This is a genomic window from Candidatus Nitrosopumilus sediminis (assembly GCF_000299395.1).
Lineage (GTDB): Archaea > Thermoproteota > Nitrososphaeria > Nitrososphaerales > Nitrosopumilaceae > Nitrosopumilus > Nitrosopumilus sediminis.
Genome location: NC_018656.1, coordinates 1572222 through 1589601, shown reverse-complemented (window position 1 = coordinate 1589601; position 17380 = coordinate 1572222). Strand labels below are relative to the sequence as shown.

Sequence of the window (17380 nt, the reverse complement as noted above, 5' to 3'; positions counted from 1 at the left end):
TAAACAAGGCTAATCCCACTAATGTCATACCTATTGCAGCAAGAACTAATTTTGCAAGAAAAATTTTGGATATTTTCATAGAGCTAAACCGACAATCAATGGAACTACTATAACTCCAATCATTGCAACTACTTTGAGATAATCTTTACCCTTAAGTGGTTGCATTTTTTCTCTATGAAACAACTTACTTTTACGTAAATTCATAATTTTTCTTAAATTGTTTTTTCCCCTTCAGCATCAGTTGAAATATCTATTGCACGCAAAATTTGTGATATGAAAATTTTGCCAACTCTTGCATTTTCTTTGATAATGCTTACCACTTCATCTTCTTTTGTATCTGAAATTATAACTTCTAAACGATATTTATCGTTAAATTGTGGAACAAAAATCTCACTACCTTTTGATGCATGTATTTCTGGACCTGGTTTCTTTCCTCTTCCTCTTACTTTAGAAACTGTAAGACCACCAATGCCAACTGCTTTTAATCCCTCGCTGATAGCCATGACATCATTTTCACCTAATATTACTTCGATTTTGAGCATTTGATAATTATAATTTCGATTACACAAATATAATTTCTGGTTTTGTTGACCAAATGATTATCATTTGTATATCAAATTTCGACATTGTTATTAGTTCAAAATTAACCAATTTTTTTAATGGTACTTGATTCTGGAGATACAGCATGGATGCTTGTCGCAGGTAGTCTTGTACTGTTAATGATCCCTGCACTAGGTCTCTTTGAATCTGGGCTTCTTAGAAAAAAGAATGCAGCATCAATTTTCATGCAGATCTTCTTTGGTTTAGCACTGTTGAGTGTTATGTGGTTTATTTTTGGATTTAGTCTTTCATTTGGTCCATCAACACAAGGTTTAGTTGGAAACTTGGACTGGGTATTTCTTAAAGGAGTTCCATCTGATGCCCCATTGGAACAATATGCTCCAACAATTCCTGGTGTATTGTTTGTTAAATTCCAATTGATGTTTGCAGCAATTACTCCTCTTTTACTTACAGGAACAATTGCTGAAAGAATGAAATTTAGTTCATTTATCATATTCATCGCAGCATGGTCTATGCTAATCTATTACCCTCTTGTTCACTGGGTATGGGGTGGAGGTTGGTTAGCACAACTAGGTGTTGTTGACTTTGCAGGTGGTATTGTAATTCACACAAGTGTCGGTATGGCAGCTCTTGCTGCTGCACTAGTACTTGGTAGAAGAAGAAACTATGGTCCTGCTATCATGATTCCTCACAGTATTCCACTTGCTGTTCTAGGTTCTTCATTATTGTGGTTAGGGTGGTTTGGTTTTAACGCAGGAAGTGCGCTTTCTGCATCAGGTGGTGTTGCAGGTAATACTGTAATTGTAACTCACATGGCTTCATCTGTTTCTGCTTTAATTTGGGCTGGTCTTTCTTGGATAAGAACTGGAAAACCATCTGTTGTTGCAACAATTAACGGTGCAATTGCAGGTTTGGCAGGTATCACTCCAGCATCTGGATTTGTTAGTGCTGAACATGCTTTTGTAATTGGTATTGCAATAGGTGTAATCTCATACTCCGGTGTAGTACTATTCAAAGAAAAACTAAGGATTGACGATGCACTTGATGTAAGCTCCGTTCACGGAGTTGCAGGTATTGTTGGTGCACTAGCTATCGGAATTTTTGCAAGTACTGCAATTAATCCTGGTGGTGTTGATGGCTTGCTATTTGGAAATCCTGATCAGCTCTGGATTCAAGCAGTAGGTGTAGCTGTTGCAGCTGCAATGGGTTTTGGTGGAACTTGGATAATTTTACAAATAATCAAGCATCTTGTTGGAATTAGAGTTTCTCCTGAAGTAGAAGATGTCGGTTTGGATATTAGCGAACATGCTGAATCTGCATATTCTGACGAAGAAGAATTCCTGCTGGGCATGGATGAATACACAGAAGATCTACAGGAAAAGGATGAAATACTCTTTAGAAAGAAATCCAGCAGTGCTAAAAAATGACAATCAATTATGATAAATTATCAAAACAAGTTCTAGATTTAGATCCACAGGTCAGATTTGCAGGCGTTGCAAATAGTAAAGGTGAGCTGATCGCTGGTGGACAAAAAGACAGTGTTGAAAAAATTTTAGATGGTGAGAATGTCAAAATGTCAATTCACTATGCATTACAAAAAAGGGATCTATATACAAATTTGGCATACAAAATTGGTTCAGAATTATCATCAATTACAGAATACGAAAAAGTTACCATGATTAGTATTCCAATAAATTCCAGCGATTTGTTTATGATAAGTACAGAACCACGAGCAGATTATTTGAAAATTATTGATTTTGTTCATTCATCTCTTAATTCTCAGAAATAATCACTACAGGCACATTATCATAAGAAGAGTTGATATTCATATAAAATAAAACAGAATAAAAATGTCAATCAAATTTAATCTTGGAAAAAAACTCGTTTTACTTGTAATGCTAGTTACAATTATTGCATTAGGAATTACTTCTTACATGAGCATTGATTATGCATCTGAAACTCTAGAAGAAAGAGGCGGAGAATTGTTAATCGGAGAATCTTCTATTAGAGGAGAATCTTTGAGATTATCTTTTGAATCAAGAATTGAACAAAACAATATTCTTACAAATGATCCTATGATTCGATCACTAGTTTTAGAGATGAACCAAATTCCAGATAATCAATTAAAAGAATTCCAAGACAATAATCGTAGAGACTTTTTAATTCAAGTTCAAGCATTTCAAGAATTAATTGGATTTTCAATAGGATTTGAAGATACAAAGATAATTGGCAATAACGGAAAAGTTTTCTTTTCTCTTAGCCGTAATACAGATGAAGATTTTCTTCAAAATGAATTGTTTCAAAGAGGTTTAAAAGAATCCTTTATTGACTTTGAACCAACAAATTCAGGTAAAAAATTAGTTGTTGTTTCTCCAATATTTGCAGATGATAGAAAAAAAGGAGATAAGCCAATCGGTGTGATAATTTCAAAAATGAGGACTGCATCAATTGATAATATTTTACTAAACAGAAGTGGATTAGGTGAAACTGGTGAGGTCTACATTGTCAATGATGATTATTTGATGTTGTCTGAATCTAGATTTTTTGAAAATGCAGTTTTTAATCAACGAGTAGATACTATTGGTGTTCAGAAATGTTTCAATGAAAAAGAAAATCATTTTGGGTTTTATACAGACTATAGAGAAATTCCAATATATGGATCATCTTATTGTATGCCAGAATTTGGAATTGTTTTACTTACAGAAATGGATGAAAAAGAACTTGTTGAACCAATAAAAATTTTACAAACTAGAATTATCCTAACAAGCCTGCTCATTACAATGTTGATGGGATTGCTTGCATACTTTGCAGCAGAATCATTGTCACATCCATTAAAAGCACTCAAAAATGCTGCAAATAAAATTGCAAATGGTAAATTTGATGTAAGAACAAACATTAAGACAGGAGATGAAATTGGCGAACTATCTCATGCATTTGATTCAATGGCACAAAAATTAGAAGAATCATTAATTGAAATCAAAGAGAAAGAAGAAGTTATCAAACAACTTGAGGGAGGCATGCTGCTAAAGTTTTCTCAACGTGAAGAAAATGATTGCGTGGGAGTAATTGACATAAGTGATTCTACTAGAATATCATCTAAGCTCTCAGATAATGATGCTAGTAAAATGTATGAAATTTTCTTAAATTTTATGGCTAAAATTGTTCTCAAATATAATGGAGAAGTTGTAAAAAATATTGGAGATGCATTGATGTTCAGATTTGCAAATATTGATTCTAAGGATTCTGTAGCAATGAAAAATGTTTTAGAATGTTGTTTATTTATGATTGAATCTCATGATGAATTAAAAAAAGAGCTTAATGCAGAAAATATAGATGCATTAGATTACAAAATTAGTATAACATATGGTTCTGTCAAGGTAGCTGAAAGCACAACTTCCAAAATTTCAGATATTTTTGGCCCTACAGTTAATCGATGTTTTAAGATTAATTCATTTTGCCCAAAAAACAGCATAGTAGTTGGCAATAATATGTATGATAATTTAAAAGACTTTGAAGAATACGAATTTTTGCAATTTTGTTCAATTGAAATTAAACAAAAATATGGTTATAGCATTTTTGAAGTTAAAAGAAAAAAATAACTCAAAACATTATCAAAAACTCCTAAAACTATATCTAAATTAGATTCTTTGAAATGATGATTATTTGTAGTGAGAATAACATCAAGTATTTAATTAACATAATATCGTCATTAGAATATGAAATTTTTGCTATTACTTACATTTTTCATACTCTTATCTTCATCATCTTTTGCTTTTGCTGAAGAATACATTATTGATATACCATTAGGGGCATACAATCCTGAACTAAATACTCCAGCAGAAGTATGGTATGATCCTCCTCAATTATTTGTGACTGTCGGAGATACTGTAACTTGGTACAATGACGATAAAGAAGGACACACAGTTACCAGTGGAGAAGGCTCTGGAAGATTTGGTTGGATGAGTGATAATTTTGGAAAAGCAAATGGGATTTTTGATAGTGGTAGATTCATGCCAGGAGACTCATGGTCATACAAATTTGAAGAATCTGGAACGTTTTCTTATTATTGTACAATTCATCCATGGATGGAGGGAGTTCTAATTGTTGAAAAACTTATTCCTGATTATCCACATGACGCAACTGGCAAAAAATTAGAATTTCCATTATTACAATATACACCAGATAGAAGAATAGAAGTAAATCTATCTTGGGATCCACCAGTGATTAAAACTCATGAAAAAATTCAATTTGTTTATCAATTTTATGATCCACAAACAAATTCCAATCTTGCTGAAATGAAATATGATTTTGTCATATATCAAAATGGAAATGAAATTTTCCGAGATGAAGGTCTAAGCCAAATTGGTGGAGATTATAGAAATTTTGTTTTCAGTGATTCTGGATCAATTATAATAAGAATAGAAGGAATTCAATCACCTTCAATTTTTGCTGAGGAAAGTGTTACTGTCTTTGGTGATGTACAAACTAAAGAACAACGCTCTGTTGATTTTACTAGTGCAGTTTATGATAATCCAGAAAAGACATCTCATGAGACTTATCACACAAAGCCAGCTCAAAGACTAACAACTTATTACGAATTAATGCTATTCATAATCCTAATTCCTGGCATAATGTTTCTAATTGCACTGTTTTGGCTAAAGCAGAAACCAAAAATCTCAGACGAAAATCCTGGTGCTGTTAAAATTTAAAATAATAAAAAGAAATTAAAAATTGATTGAATTAATCTAATCGATTAATTCAGTCCAACCTTTGACGAAGACTGAGTTCTTGTAGAGTGGAACTGGTTGTCCAACAGTAAAGTCCATTGGTCTCATCCAGAAGATTGCTTTTGTTGGGCATACACCGATGCATGCACCATCAGAAATACATCTTTCTGGGTAAAAGACAAATGCTTTACCTCTCTTCCAGCCTTCAACTGGTTTTACTCTAAGGACATCTGGTCCAAGTGTGGTACAGATTTCTACACATAGTGCACATCCGATACACATTTGTTCGCTGATGTCTGGAATAATTCCTACTGGCATAACAAAATTAATTCTTGATTTGGCATTAATATAATTTGCCTAAAAATATGGTCGTATAACGGCGTTTGATAATTTATAACGACGTTTTAAAATTGATCGTTCATAAAAATCAAATATTTTCCTGTTTTCTAATAATTTTTTTTGAATCAGTACCTGTATTTTCTAAAGTAACAATTACCAAGTCGTTTTGAATTTTTTTAAGAAAGTAGACTCCTATTTTCTCTGATTTGATGATATGTTTTCCTCCTGGGGATAGAACCAATTCATCATTATCTTTCTTTCTTGCCATGCCCGTTATAATTACAGATGATTTAGTTTGATTTCCAATAGCTGATAATAACATTATGCAAGAATTAATGAATCTTGTAGACTCTAATTCATCAAACAAATTGTAAACTCCATTAAACGAATCAATAATTACTAAAAATCTTTCTTTTGATACTTTGGAAATAATTTCCGTTAATCTTTTTTTCCAATCTATTTTATCTGGACAAAAAATTTCTATGTTTTCTCTTTTTTGAATCATTCCAGATTGTATATATCCAGTATAAAGTAAATCCATATCTACAATAACTATTGGATCTTCAACTGAATTGATTAATCTATCAAGAAATTCTATTTTATGGAAAGGCTTTGAACATAACACAATTTTGGGATTTTGTTGTTCAAATTGAATTTGAATTTTTGTCATATCCTCTATAGATAACTCAGGATTTTTATCCAACATTACTTTAGAATTTTACAGATATAATAATGAATTTAGCATCAAAAGATATTTCATCTGATTTTCCAATTTCTGAAAAAATCTATCTCAACAATGCATCAGTATCACTCATGCCTACACAAAGTATTGAGGCTATGAAAGAATTCCTTCTTACGTACAATTCTATAGGTCCAGACTCAAAAGATTCTGAACCTTTTGTAACTGAGAAACTTCGAAATGTAAGAAAAACCATTTCAAAAATTATTTCTTGTCAACCTGATGAGGTAATTCTTACTCAAAGTACAACTGATGGAATTAATTTTGTAGCAAATGGATTGTCTTTTGATAATGACTCTAACATAATAATTCGTGGAATGTCACATGAACACCATGCCAATTTTTATCCTTGGATTAAACTAGAAGAAAAAATTTCTATAAAAAATCTGCCAATTGATAGTAATGGTTTTTTCAAATTAGATGATTTAGAATCATTTCTTGATAGTAATACAAAACTAGTTGCTCTTAGTCATGTTCTATACAATACAGGTTCTATATTGCCAGTAGAAGAAATAGGAAAAATTCTTCATGAGAAAGTTCCGTTCTTTATTGATGCTGCACAAAGTATAGGATGTATTGGAGATATTGATGTATCAAAGATTCAATGCGATTTCATGTCTTTTAACGGATCTAAATGGCTTTGTGGTCCTATGGGTACAGGATTATTTTATTGCAATAGAAAATCTAGTGAATTATTAGAACCAAAGACAATTGGTGGCGAATCTGCAATGATTTATGATGATTCAAAAATAGCATACAAAGAATTACCAGACAAATTTCAAACTGGATTTAGAAATTATGTTGGAATTGTAGGATTAGAATCATCTGCAAATTATTTACTAAAATTTGGAATAAAAAATATTCAAGAAAAAAATCAAAATTTATCCAATCTCTTAAGAGAAGAATTATCAAAAATTCCAAATATCATTTTGTATGGACCAGAAAATCAAAGTGATAGAACTAGTATTGTTTCATTTAATATCAATGGATTTGATTCACAAGAAATTGTAGATAAACTTGAAAAACAAAATATTGTTTTAGCTGTTAGAGAAATAATGGAAAAAAAGATTGTACGAGCGTCTCCTCATTTTTTCAATACTGAAAATCAAATTCTTAAGGTAATTGACGCTATAAAGAAACTATAGGTTTTCTTGTTCTTCAATTACCATCATTGTCAATGTTGATTGAACTTTGTTGATTCTTCTAATTTTATTGGTGATAACTGCGCGTAATTTTTCAGCATTATCAGAGGACAACTTTAAGACGATGTCGTAGACTCCATATACCCCCTGAATTTCAAACTTGATTTGCTCTTCAGCAAGAATTTGCTTTATTTCACTGATAATGGATTCGTCTGTTCCTAAATCCGAATTCAATAGAACATATGCTGTAGGCACAAGAAGTTTTTTCATGAAACAGTATTTAACTTTTCATTGTTCAAAAACTGATTAATTACCAATATCTTCTCATGGTGTGAAACCAATAGATTTGTCACTTATCATATCTGAGTCCATTCCAACCTTTCCTGGATCACCGAAACCACAATTCATTACTTGGTCAAATATCTATGATGACGGATATAATCTAGAACTCTTATTCCTAAGCTCACATACAGGAACGCATCTTGATGCACCATATCATTTTGTCAAAAATGGTCAAAAAATCAACGAAATACAACTTGACAGACTCATTGGAAAAGGTATTCTAATAAAACTCAAAAAAGCTAGGAATTCCCCTATTACAAAATCTGATATTATATTGTTTGAAAAAAACAACGGTAAAATTCCAAATAATTCATCAATCTTTTTCTATACAGAATGGCAAAAAAATCTAAAAAATGAAAATTATTTCACTGAAAATCCTGGATTAGATTCATCTTCAGCAAAATATCTTACATCAAAAAAAATCAATCTTGTAGGTATAGACTCCCCTAGTATAGATCTTGGAAAAGATAAATTATTTAGGGTTCATAAAATTTTATCAAAAAATAATATTTTGATTGTAGAAAATTTGGCAAACATGAACAAAATTCGATCAAAGGAATTTAACTTCACAATCCTTCCACTAAATCTAAAAGATGCTACAGGCTCACCAGTTCGTGCAGTCGCATCATAATCTGCGTATATCTGGTTTCGTAATACTAAAAATGTAGAATGATTCTAAATTTATCATGAGCAAACCTGGGAATATTTGGAGAAAGGTTCACGGGAAAATCACTAAAAAACCAACAAATTTTTCTTGGCTTATTGAAGAAAAATTAGCAGGTTCTGGTATTCCAACTAGTTATGATGAGTTTGATTGGCTTCTAAATCAAGGAGTTAAATCAATTGTCACAATGACTGAAAATGCACTTCCAGACGATTGGGTACAAAATATTGATTATCTGCATGTACCAACTCCTGATTTAACAGCACCTGACATGGACAGAATTGATTCTGCAGTAGATTTCATTCATGAACAAATCACTAATAATCAAGCAGTAATGGTTCACTGTGCAGCTGGAATGGGTAGGGCTGGAACAATACTTGCATGTTATTTTATAAAATACAAAAAATTTTCTGCAGACAACGCAATTAAAAAAATTCGTGATGAGAGACCTGGTTCAATTCAATCTGAAGTACAGGAGCTAGCTATAGGATTTTATGAAAAACATGTAAGAAGTTAATTTAAACAAATTCTGAAACTAATTTTCCATCTACAACTTTAATCTTCAAGGTTTTATCTTCTTGAAAAAACAAAGTTAATCCTCCATCTGAATCAGGATCTTCCACTTTGACAAGTTCTAGCATTTTGATTGCATCAAATTTTTCCATTCATATCACCTATTCTGGAATTGATACAGTCTCAATTTTGCCATTAACTGCTTTAATGAACATGAACCTGTTGTCTTTGAAGATAAAGGTAATTCCCCCTTCTTTATCTGGTTCTTCAACTTCAAGTATTGGTTGTCCTAACAGACCATCGTATTTTGCCATTAGTATTTCCAGAAAAAAAGTTCCTTATATCCCTAATTGACCAGAGTATTTTTTTATAATAACCGAATTTCTAGGCATGTTTTTCATAAAATTTGATTATAGAATTAATTTTCTGCTGATTTGAATCAGTAAATCATACAATGTTAAGTAATTTTTATAAATCTCAATTGAAGTATTACCCCTACTTGAAGTGACACAAAATGAGTCAGGAAATTACTGCATTAACAAATCAAGCCGAAGATTTTTCTGTCACCTTACAAAGCCTTCAAAAAGAAATCTCAAAGGTAATTGTAGGCCAAGACAAAATCATTGAAAAATTAATCGTTGCATTGTTATCTAAAGGACATGTTTTACTTGAAGGAGTACCTGGTTTAGCAAAGACATTATTGGTTCAAACATTATCTGATTGCATTAATTCCAAGTTTGTGAGGTTACAATTTACGCCTGATCTTCTTCCTGCAGACATTTTGGGAACTAAAATCTATGATCATGCCTCAACTTCATTTAAAACAATCAAAGGTCCTATATTTTCAAATTTCATACTTGCTGATGAAATTAATCGTGCACCACCAAAAGTTCAATCTGCATTACTTGAGGCCATGCAGGAGAACCAAGTAAGTATACAGGGAGAAACATACCAATTAGAAAAACCATTTTTTGTAATGGCTACACAAAATCCAGTTGAATCTGAAGGAACATACAAGTTACCTGAAGCTCAAGTGGATCGTTTTATGTTTAAAATTCTAATTTCCTATCCCACTATAGAACAAGAGTCAGAAATCATTCAAAGATTCACTGAGGGTATTTCATATAAAGCTGCAAGAATTCTATCAGGTGAAAAACTTTTAGAAATGCAAGATTTTGTACCCAAAATTTATGCCGATGAAAAAATTCGAAATTATATAACCCAGATTGTAGATGCCACAAGATTTCCAACTAAATATGATCTCAAATTGTCTCATCTCATTGAATATGGTGCTTCTCCAAGAGCATCAATATGGTTAACAATTTCTGCAAAAGCAAATGCACTTTTACAAGGGAGAGGATTTGTAATTCCAAAAGACGTACAAGATGTAGTTTATGATGTATTACGACACAGAATAATTTTAACATACGAAGCAGAATCTGAAGATATTGCAACAGATAACATTATACAAAAAATTATAGATAAAATCACAATTCCGTAACTACAAAATATTTTCTGGAGAGAAAATGTCCCAAGCAAAAGAAATTTTAAAAAAAATCAAAAAATTAGATATAAAAACAAAACAACTAGTAGATGGCATAATTACAGGGAATTATAATTCAATTTTCAAAGGACAGGGAATTGAGTTTTCTGAAATACGAGATTATAGAGCAGGTGATGACATACGAGCAATAGATTGGAAAGTAACTGCCAGATTTAATCATCCTTACATCAAGGAGTTTATCGAAGAAAGAGATCTACAAGTCTATTTTATTATTGACATATCTGGTTCTGGCAGTTTTGGTACAAATATCTCAAAGAAAGAAAAATCTCTTGAGATAATTGCTAGTCTAATGTTTGCAGCACTTAGAAATAATGATGGTGTTGGAATTTTTCTGATTACAGAAAATGTTGAAAAATTCATCCCTGCAAAGAAAGGAAGAAAACATATCCTGCAATTATTGAATTTTTTAACTACTTTTACGCCTAATTCTAGAAAAACTAACCTAAAAAAATCTCTTGAAGAAATATCAAAAATAATTAAAAGAAAAAGTATTGTTTTTCTAATTTCTGATTTTATTGATAACAGCGAATATCTCAAACCACTTAAACTACTACGAAAGCGTCATGATGTAATTGCTTTAAGAATAGTTGATCCTAGAGAAAGAGAAATTCCAGATATTGGAATGATAGAACTAGAAGATGAGGAGACTGGTGAGCAAATTCTTGTAGATACATCAAATGAAGAATTTAGAAATTCATATTTAAGATTGATTTATGAAAATGACTCAAAATTTCTATCTAGTATGATGAAGATAAAAGTTGATACCATTCCCTTATTGACTGAAGAAGATTATTCGACATCTTTGAAAAAATTCTTTAAGAGAAGGAATAGGTAAAAATGGCAGGATTTGATAATCAGTATATTCTAGTTTTTCTTTTGGTTATACCTTTGTTATTTTATTTATACAATAAAGTTTTAACAAAAAAGAAAAAAGCTGCAATACAATTTAGCAATTTATCATTTATCAAATCTGCATTAGGAGACAAGAAGAAAACTAAACGAGACTCTTTTTTGTTTTACATTTCAATTTCAGTGATTGTATTAATGATAATTGGATTTGCAGATCCTCACATTCCATTAGAGCAAACCAAAGAAGGTGTTAACGTAGTTCTAGTAATTGACAATTCTGGAAGTATGCAAGCAGAGGACTATCCACCTAACAGATTAGAATCCGCTAAAAAATCTGCCGAGATTTTATTGGATTCACTTCAACCAAAAGACAATGCAGGTATTGTAACTTTTGAAACAGGTGCAACCACAACAGCATATCTAAGCCCATACAAGGATAAGGTGATAGATAAACTCAGAGATATTCTACCAAAAGAAGGTAAGACTGCAATAGGAGATGGATTAAGTCTTGGAATTGATATGGCTACATCTGTACCAAATAAGAAAAAAGTAGTCATTTTACTCAGTGATGGGGTCAACAACGCAGGAGTGATTACTCCTAGGGAGGCAGTTGCATTTGCAAAATTAAATGACATTCAAGTTTACACTATTGGTTTAGGCTCAGAAAATAAGGTAGTTTTGGGCTATGATTTTTTTGGCAGGGCTCAATATGCAGAACTTGATGAAGTAACACTCAAGGCAATAGCTGAGAATACTGGTGGAAAATATTTCAAGTCTATAGATTCCAAGACTCTTGAAAACATCTACAAAAACATCAGTCAAGACATTAAACGAGAACAAGAAGATACCAGCATAAAAGACTGGTTCTTTGCAGCATCACTTGGGTTGTTCTTTTTACAAATCTACATGAGATATGGTAAAGGGAGAATTATTCAATGAATAAATTATGTTTGTTATTTTTATTATTTTTGATCCAATTTCCCCTAGTATTTGCAGAAGATATTCTCATGTCTGTTGACCAATCTGAGTATTATTTCAAGATTGGAGAAAATGCTGTAATTCCTCTGGAAATTCAAAATAATTATGGTCAACAAATATCTGGCATGTTACAATATACTATCATACAACAAATTAGACAAGCAAACACACAATTTTCAAGCTCTAACACACAAGCATCTACATTTATTGTTAATGAAGGAACCCAGACAGTTTCGTTGGATTTTGGAACTAGTACATCACCTGCTACTCTTTCAGTAAATCTGAATTTCATTTACAATGATGGAAATCAAATTAATGTATCCTTTGATCCTATTACAATTCATTTTGTTACAGATGAATCTCAAAAAAATAATGTACAAAATAAAATGCAAAGCTCATCCCAACAAGGAGCACCTGTTCAGAATAACCCATCAAGTGCACAACAATCTCTTCAACAAAAATTAGATCAGATAATGAATCAACAGTCTCCTGTTACCCAAGATCCGCAACAAAGACTTCAGAATAATCAATTAGCACAAGATAGTAATGCCTTGAAAAAAGAAATTCAAGAACAATTACAAGAAGAAAATAGCCTCAAAAAAGCATTTGAAAATCAACTTGTATCTACTGAAGATTTTCAAAAATCTCATCAGCAACTTTTGGACCAGGGATACAATGTAACTGGTGGAAGTCTAAATCCCAATTCTGACTCGACAGGAGATTTTAAAGTAAATTATCAAAATGAGCAAGGAAAATGGGCAAAAATTGAGGGAAGTATGATTAATGGAACCATTACAGAGATCCAAAAACAAACTCAAGAAGAACAAGAGGAATTGTTAACAAAACTCAGAGCAGATCCTACTTTTCAAGAATATGAGAATCAATTGATCCATGATGCATTTGTAGAACAAAATTTAGAATTTAATTATGATCAAAACATGACTTTTATTTCATTGATTTACAAAAATGATGAATCACAAACTGCGACAATTATAGCGGATTTTCAAAATAATGATTTAATTAAAGTTCAACTAGAAAAACCATGGAAAGATTACTCATATCTGTATCCACTTTTGATACTTACACCTGCAGGTATCATTGCATATTTTCTATCTAAAAAATTAAAAATTAAAAAGAAAATATCTCCAAAGCCTATAATTTCTAAAGAATTTAAAAAATTTGATTATGTCTTAGAATCAAATAATTTGTTAATTGAGGCAAAAGATTGTTTCAATAAAAAACAATACAAGGATGCTTATGGTAAAATCAGCCAAGCAATCAGACTTTTCTTGAGTTATGAATTAAAATTAAACAAGGAAATTACAAACGAAGATCTCACATCACATCTTGAGAATAGTGTTTATCCTATATCTGATATTAGATATTGTTTTCAACTTTCAAGCTTGGTTGAATTTGCAAAACTTGAACCAAATGAGGATGATTTTAACAAAATGATTGCTATTGCTAAACAACTTTTTCAAAGAAAATTAACAAACGGGAAAATTAATTAAAAAATAGTTATTTTTAGTAAATATTCAAACAGGCCCTAATTGATTGTTATCTCAATTTCATTGGAACTATTTTTGACACTTCCAGTTTCTGTAAAATCATGTTTTTGCCATGATGCAAAAGCTTCAGCTCCAATCTTATGTTTACCTGGCCCCAAATCTGATGCTTTGAATACAAATTTTTCATTAAAATCAAACAATTCTTCTCTTACTTCTTCCTCTGTTAGTCTGATAAATGGCTCAAAATTTTTGGCTACCTGTATCCAAATTCGTCTATCCTTCATCGGATTGACTAATTTTGGATTTCTTGTCCAAAATATTGATGCCTTTCTATACGTATCAATGGTTCTTCCTAATTCCTTCTTTCTGAATCCACCAGATGTCAATTTTATGCCATATTTCAATTTGAATGAAACATCATTGTTGTTGTATGCCTTTGTCCAATTAGCCTCATTGAAGGCATCTCTGATGTCTCCTTCGACTGAAAATTGGACATTTATCTCAATATTCTCATCAGAAGAGTATTCATCCTTGGATTTTACTAATTCGATCACTGAAATCTTACTTTCTCCCATTGCTACCTCTCATAATGATTTATATCCGCAATAAGTGCTTTTTCTGAATACATGAACGCGCAAGTGATCAGTTCCGAACCCAAAGAAATCAGTCTTTCAATCACTGAAACTGACATAGGAATTTTGTACATAATTCAGCATGAGCTACTAAAAGCATCAAATATTGATTTTGCAGGTGTTATAGTAAAACATCCTCTTACCAATGAATGTTGGATGAGAATTAATTCTAGTTCAAAACCACTTGGTGAAATCAAAAAAGCAACAGATTCAGCAATTAAAATGGCTGAAGAGTTCAAACAACTATTCAATTCTAAAATCAAGGTAAATTAAATTGAAATTTTGCCCCAAATGTGAGGTCAAATTAAAAAATAGTGGTTCAGGCCTACAATGTTCAAAATGTGGATACACTGAAGGAGGAGAAATTAAAACAACAAAAAAAATCCCTGCTGAAGAAGAACCAGATTTTTCACTACTTGCATTTGAAGGAGACGAAGGAGAAGAATCTAACCCTACAGTCAAAATAGACTGTGAAAAATGTGGACATGATGAAGCAGTTGGTTGGATGTTCCAAACTAGAAGTGCTGATGAACCTACAACTAGATTTTATCGTTGCCAAAAATGTAAATACACATGGCGTGATTACACATAACGTTTAACTTGTACTTAAAGAGAAGAAAATTGATTTGACTTTTGGAGCAAAAACAAGTGGATCAGATGATCTAAAGGCTATCATTTCTGCAATTTCTACACTTGTTGAAGAAGCAACTTTTGTTGCAACAGCAGAAGGAATTACTTTCAGGGGAATGGATCCTTCACATGTCGCTCTGATTGATATTTCTTGGCCTAATTCTGCATTTGAAAAATATGAATGCGACAGTGATATTAAATTTGGAGTAAGAATTGATGAATTTTCTAAACTTATCAAAAGAGCTGATAAAAAAGACAGCATAGAAATTAGCATATCTGAACAAAACATGTTACTTGTAACAGTTGGAAAAAATAAAAAATACAAAATGCGTTTAATTGAAAGTTCCGCAACTGATACTCCATTACCAAAAATTCCATATGATTCAAAAATCATTTTAACTTCTTCAAAATTTGATAAAATACTTGGTGATGTACAAGTAGTATCTGATTATCTTACAATCCATACATCTGATTCAAAAGGAGACTTTTCAGGAAAAGGTGATTCCGGTGAGGTTGTAATAGATTTAGATAAAGATGATAAAGAAATTGAAGAAATTTCTTCTAAAGAAGACAGTGTTGGTACTTACAGCCTTGAATATCTAAATCCGGTAGTAAAAGCCGTAGGTTCCAATGCAGGCTCAATTACATGTGAATTTTCAAGCGCAAAACCACTTCGAATTGAATTCAAAGTAGCAAATATTGGTAGAATTCACTTTTACTTGGCTCCACGCGTCGAAAGTTAAAGCATTTAAAGATTAACAAGTTCAGGTATTTTGAATTGAGACTCGTAATAAAATATGGTGGAACATCAATTTCTACTGCAAAAGACATCCAAGCAGTAGCTAAACACCTTAATGAATTATCAAAGAAAAATCATATTGTCGTTGTATGTTCTGCAACTAGTGGAACCACTGATGATTTAATAGAAATTTCAGAATCAATAAAAAAAGAAAATAAATCAAAAGCAGAACAATTAGCATCAAAAATTACCAATAGACATAAACAATTGGCTAAACAGACAATCAAAAAATCTGATATAAGAAAAAAATTACTTGCAAAATTTGATCAAGATTTTGCTGAACTTATTGCACTAATTGATGGTATGGTGTTACTAGGTGAAGTTACACCAAGAACAATGGATTATCTATTTTCATTTGGAGAAAGACTATCAATTAAATTAGTTTCATCTGCAATAGACGATGCTGGAAAAAAATCAATTCCTCTTACTGGTAAGGAAGTAGGAATTGTTACTGATTCTAACTTTGGTGAATCAAAACCCCTTATTGATACAACTAGGTTAAGAGTATCAAAAACTATAGATGCCTTATTCTCAAAGAAAACAATACCTGTAGTAGGAGGATTTGTTGGTGCAGATCAACATGGACATGTAACTACTTTTGGTAGAGGTGGTTCTGATTACTCTGCAACAATTGTAGGTTCTTGCATAAAAGCAGATGAGATATGGTTGATGAGCGAAGTAGATGGATTAATGACTGCAGATCCTAAGATTGTAAAAAATGCAAAATTACTCAAAGAAGTATCCTACATAGAAGCAATTGAAATGGCTCTGTTTGGTGCAAAGCAAATACATCCACGAACATTTGAGCCTCTACTTACAAAGAAAATTCCTATGAAAATTAGGAGTTCTTTCAAGACTAAAAATGAAGGAACTCTAGTTTCAGCAACAACTTCATCAGCAGTAAAAAATACTGTAAAATGCGTAAGTAATGTACGAAATAATGGATTAATTGATGTCCAAGGAGGTAGTATGGTTGGAACTCCTGGTACAGCAGCAAAAATATTTGCAACATTAGCAAAAGCTGGAATCAATGTAATGATGATTTCTCAAAATCCTTCTGAATCAAGCATAACAATCGTAGTGAAAAATGCTGATCTTGACAAAGCAGTTAGTGCATTAGAATTGGAATTATTGGGTAAGATTATCAAAAAATTAGATGTAACTACAAATGTTGCTATCATAGCATTAATTGGTTCAGGAATGAGAGGAACAATTGGAGTTGCCTCAAAAGTATTTGGCGCAATTGAAAAAAATAAAGTAAATGTATCAATGATTACACAAGGTTCGTCTGAACTTAATCTGGCTTTTGTTGTAAAAAATTCTGATACTAATGCAGCCGTTCGAGCCTTACATGATGAATTTGAACTAGATAAAATCAACTAAGACAAATCAT

At 31.7% G+C, this 17380-nt stretch carries 22 protein-coding genes; 15 read left to right on the top strand and 7 right to left on the bottom strand.

Annotated features, from left to right (window positions below):
• Window positions 1-212: 212 nt before the first annotated feature.
• Complete coding sequence (locus tag NSED_RS09470) at window positions 213-542, bottom strand: P-II family nitrogen regulator (protein ID WP_014966043.1); 330 nt, start codon at window positions 540-542, stop codon at window positions 213-215.
• A gap of 117 nt (window positions 543-659) precedes the next feature.
• Here NSED_RS09470 and NSED_RS09465 point away from each other — a divergent pair, with 117 nt between their 5' ends.
• The 4 genes from NSED_RS09465 to NSED_RS09450 all read left to right on the top strand — a co-directional run bounded on the left by NSED_RS09465 (window position 660) and on the right by NSED_RS09450 (window position 5270).
• Window positions 660-1988 (top strand): ammonium transporter, encoded by a 1329-nt coding sequence (locus NSED_RS09465; RefSeq protein WP_014966042.1) that lies wholly within the window; start codon window positions 660-662, stop codon window positions 1986-1988.
• Complete coding sequence (locus tag NSED_RS09460; RefSeq protein ID WP_014966041.1) at window positions 1985-2350, top strand: DUF6659 family protein; 366 nt, start codon at window positions 1985-1987, stop codon at window positions 2348-2350. The genes NSED_RS09465 and NSED_RS09460 overlap by 4 nt, the downstream gene beginning before the upstream one ends.
• Window positions 2351-2411: 61 nt before the next feature.
• Window positions 2412-4160: a cache domain-containing protein gene (locus tag NSED_RS09455; RefSeq protein ID WP_014966040.1), complete on the top strand. Its 1749-nt coding sequence runs from the start codon at window positions 2412-2414 to the stop codon at window positions 4158-4160.
• 117 nt (window positions 4161-4277) lie between these two features.
• On the top strand, window positions 4278-5270 hold the full coding sequence (locus NSED_RS09450) for a cupredoxin domain-containing protein (protein WP_016940126.1): 993 nt from the start codon (window positions 4278-4280) through the stop codon (window positions 5268-5270).
• A 36-nt stretch (window positions 5271-5306) separates the two neighbouring features.
• On the opposite strand, the gene NSED_RS09445 is transcribed toward NSED_RS09450, so the two are convergent.
• Both NSED_RS09445 and NSED_RS09440 read right to left on the bottom strand, forming a co-directional pair.
• Window positions 5307-5606, bottom strand: a complete 300-nt coding sequence (locus NSED_RS09445; RefSeq protein WP_007402606.1) for an ATP-binding protein — start codon at window positions 5604-5606, stop codon at window positions 5307-5309.
• 109 nt (window positions 5607-5715) lie between these two features.
• A complete protein-coding gene (locus NSED_RS09440; RefSeq protein WP_014966038.1) occupies window positions 5716-6333 on the bottom strand; it encodes a hypothetical protein in 618 nt (205 codons plus the stop codon).
• A 26-nt stretch (window positions 6334-6359) separates the two neighbouring features.
• On the opposite strand from NSED_RS09440, the gene NSED_RS09435 reads away from it, so the two are divergent.
• Window positions 6360-7511: an aminotransferase class V-fold PLP-dependent enzyme gene (locus NSED_RS09435; protein WP_014966037.1), complete on the top strand. Its 1152-nt coding sequence runs from the start codon at window positions 6360-6362 to the stop codon at window positions 7509-7511.
• On the opposite strand, the gene NSED_RS09430 is transcribed toward NSED_RS09435, so the two are convergent.
• Window positions 7506-7778 (bottom strand): Lrp/AsnC ligand binding domain-containing protein, encoded by a 273-nt coding sequence (locus NSED_RS09430; protein WP_014966036.1) that lies wholly within the window; start codon window positions 7776-7778, stop codon window positions 7506-7508. The genes NSED_RS09435 and NSED_RS09430 overlap by 6 nt on opposite strands.
• 61 nt (window positions 7779-7839) lie before the next feature.
• On the opposite strand from NSED_RS09430, the gene NSED_RS09425 reads away from it, so the two are divergent.
• Both NSED_RS09425 and NSED_RS09420 read left to right on the top strand, forming a co-directional pair.
• Window positions 7840-8481 (top strand): cyclase family protein, encoded by a 642-nt coding sequence (locus NSED_RS09425; RefSeq protein WP_016940125.1) that lies wholly within the window; start codon window positions 7840-7842, stop codon window positions 8479-8481.
• Between the two features lie 55 nt (window positions 8482-8536).
• On the top strand, window positions 8537-9031 hold the full coding sequence (locus NSED_RS09420) for a dual specificity protein phosphatase 23 (RefSeq protein WP_014966034.1): 495 nt from the start codon (window positions 8537-8539) through the stop codon (window positions 9029-9031).
• 1 nt (window position 9032) lies between these two features.
• Here the strand turns inward: NSED_RS09420 and NSED_RS10655 are convergent, their stop codons facing one another.
• Window positions 9033-9179, bottom strand: coding sequence for a hypothetical protein (locus NSED_RS10655; RefSeq protein WP_014966033.1), 147 nt, complete (start codon window positions 9177-9179; stop codon window positions 9033-9035).
• Between the two features lie 9 nt (window positions 9180-9188).
• Window positions 9189-9341, bottom strand: a complete 153-nt coding sequence (locus tag NSED_RS10650) for a hypothetical protein (protein ID WP_014966032.1) — start codon at window positions 9339-9341, stop codon at window positions 9189-9191.
• A gap of 200 nt (window positions 9342-9541) precedes the next feature.
• Here NSED_RS10650 and NSED_RS09415 point away from each other — a divergent pair, with 200 nt between their 5' ends.
• The 4 genes from NSED_RS09415 to NSED_RS09400 all read left to right on the top strand — a co-directional run bounded on the left by NSED_RS09415 (window position 9542) and on the right by NSED_RS09400 (window position 13929).
• Entirely contained in the window at window positions 9542-10528 is a 987-nt protein-coding gene (locus tag NSED_RS09415) for an AAA family ATPase (protein WP_014966031.1), read from the top strand.
• 25 nt (window positions 10529-10553) lie between these two features.
• A complete protein-coding gene (locus NSED_RS09410) occupies window positions 10554-11426 on the top strand; it encodes a DUF58 domain-containing protein (protein WP_014966030.1) in 873 nt (290 codons plus the stop codon).
• 2 nt (window positions 11427-11428) lie between these two features.
• Window positions 11429-12379, top strand: a complete 951-nt coding sequence (locus tag NSED_RS09405) for a vWA domain-containing protein (protein ID WP_014966029.1) — start codon at window positions 11429-11431, stop codon at window positions 12377-12379.
• A 68-nt stretch (window positions 12380-12447) separates the two neighbouring features.
• Entirely contained in the window at window positions 12448-13929 is a 1482-nt protein-coding gene (locus NSED_RS09400) for a hypothetical protein (RefSeq protein WP_232212333.1), read from the top strand.
• Window positions 13930-13964: 35 nt separating this feature from the next.
• Here the strand turns inward: NSED_RS09400 and NSED_RS09395 are convergent, their stop codons facing one another.
• Window positions 13965-14501 carry a hypothetical protein gene (locus NSED_RS09395; RefSeq protein WP_014966027.1) on the bottom strand — a complete coding sequence of 179 codons (537 nt, stop codon included), beginning with the start codon at window positions 14499-14501 and terminating at the stop codon, window positions 13965-13967.
• Window positions 14502-14552: 51 nt separating this feature from the next.
• On the opposite strand from NSED_RS09395, the gene NSED_RS09390 reads away from it, so the two are divergent.
• From NSED_RS09390 to NSED_RS09375, 4 genes are read left to right on the top strand one after another with little or no spacing between them, the layout of a single operon-like run.
• Entirely contained in the window at window positions 14553-14831 is a 279-nt protein-coding gene (locus tag NSED_RS09390; RefSeq protein ID WP_014966026.1) for an RpoL/Rpb11 RNA polymerase subunit family protein, read from the top strand.
• A 1-nt stretch (window position 14832) separates the two neighbouring features.
• Entirely contained in the window at window positions 14833-15150 is a 318-nt protein-coding gene (locus NSED_RS09385) for a transcription factor S (protein ID WP_014966025.1), read from the top strand.
• A gap of 34 nt (window positions 15151-15184) precedes the next feature.
• Window positions 15185-15931, top strand: a complete 747-nt coding sequence (gene pcn, locus NSED_RS09380) for a proliferating cell nuclear antigen (pcna) (protein WP_014966024.1) — start codon at window positions 15185-15187, stop codon at window positions 15929-15931.
• Window positions 15932-15966: 35 nt separating this feature from the next.
• Window positions 15967-17370: an aspartate kinase gene (locus NSED_RS09375; RefSeq protein WP_014966023.1), complete on the top strand. Its 1404-nt coding sequence runs from the start codon at window positions 15967-15969 to the stop codon at window positions 17368-17370.
• Window positions 17371-17380: the final 10 nt, after the last annotated feature.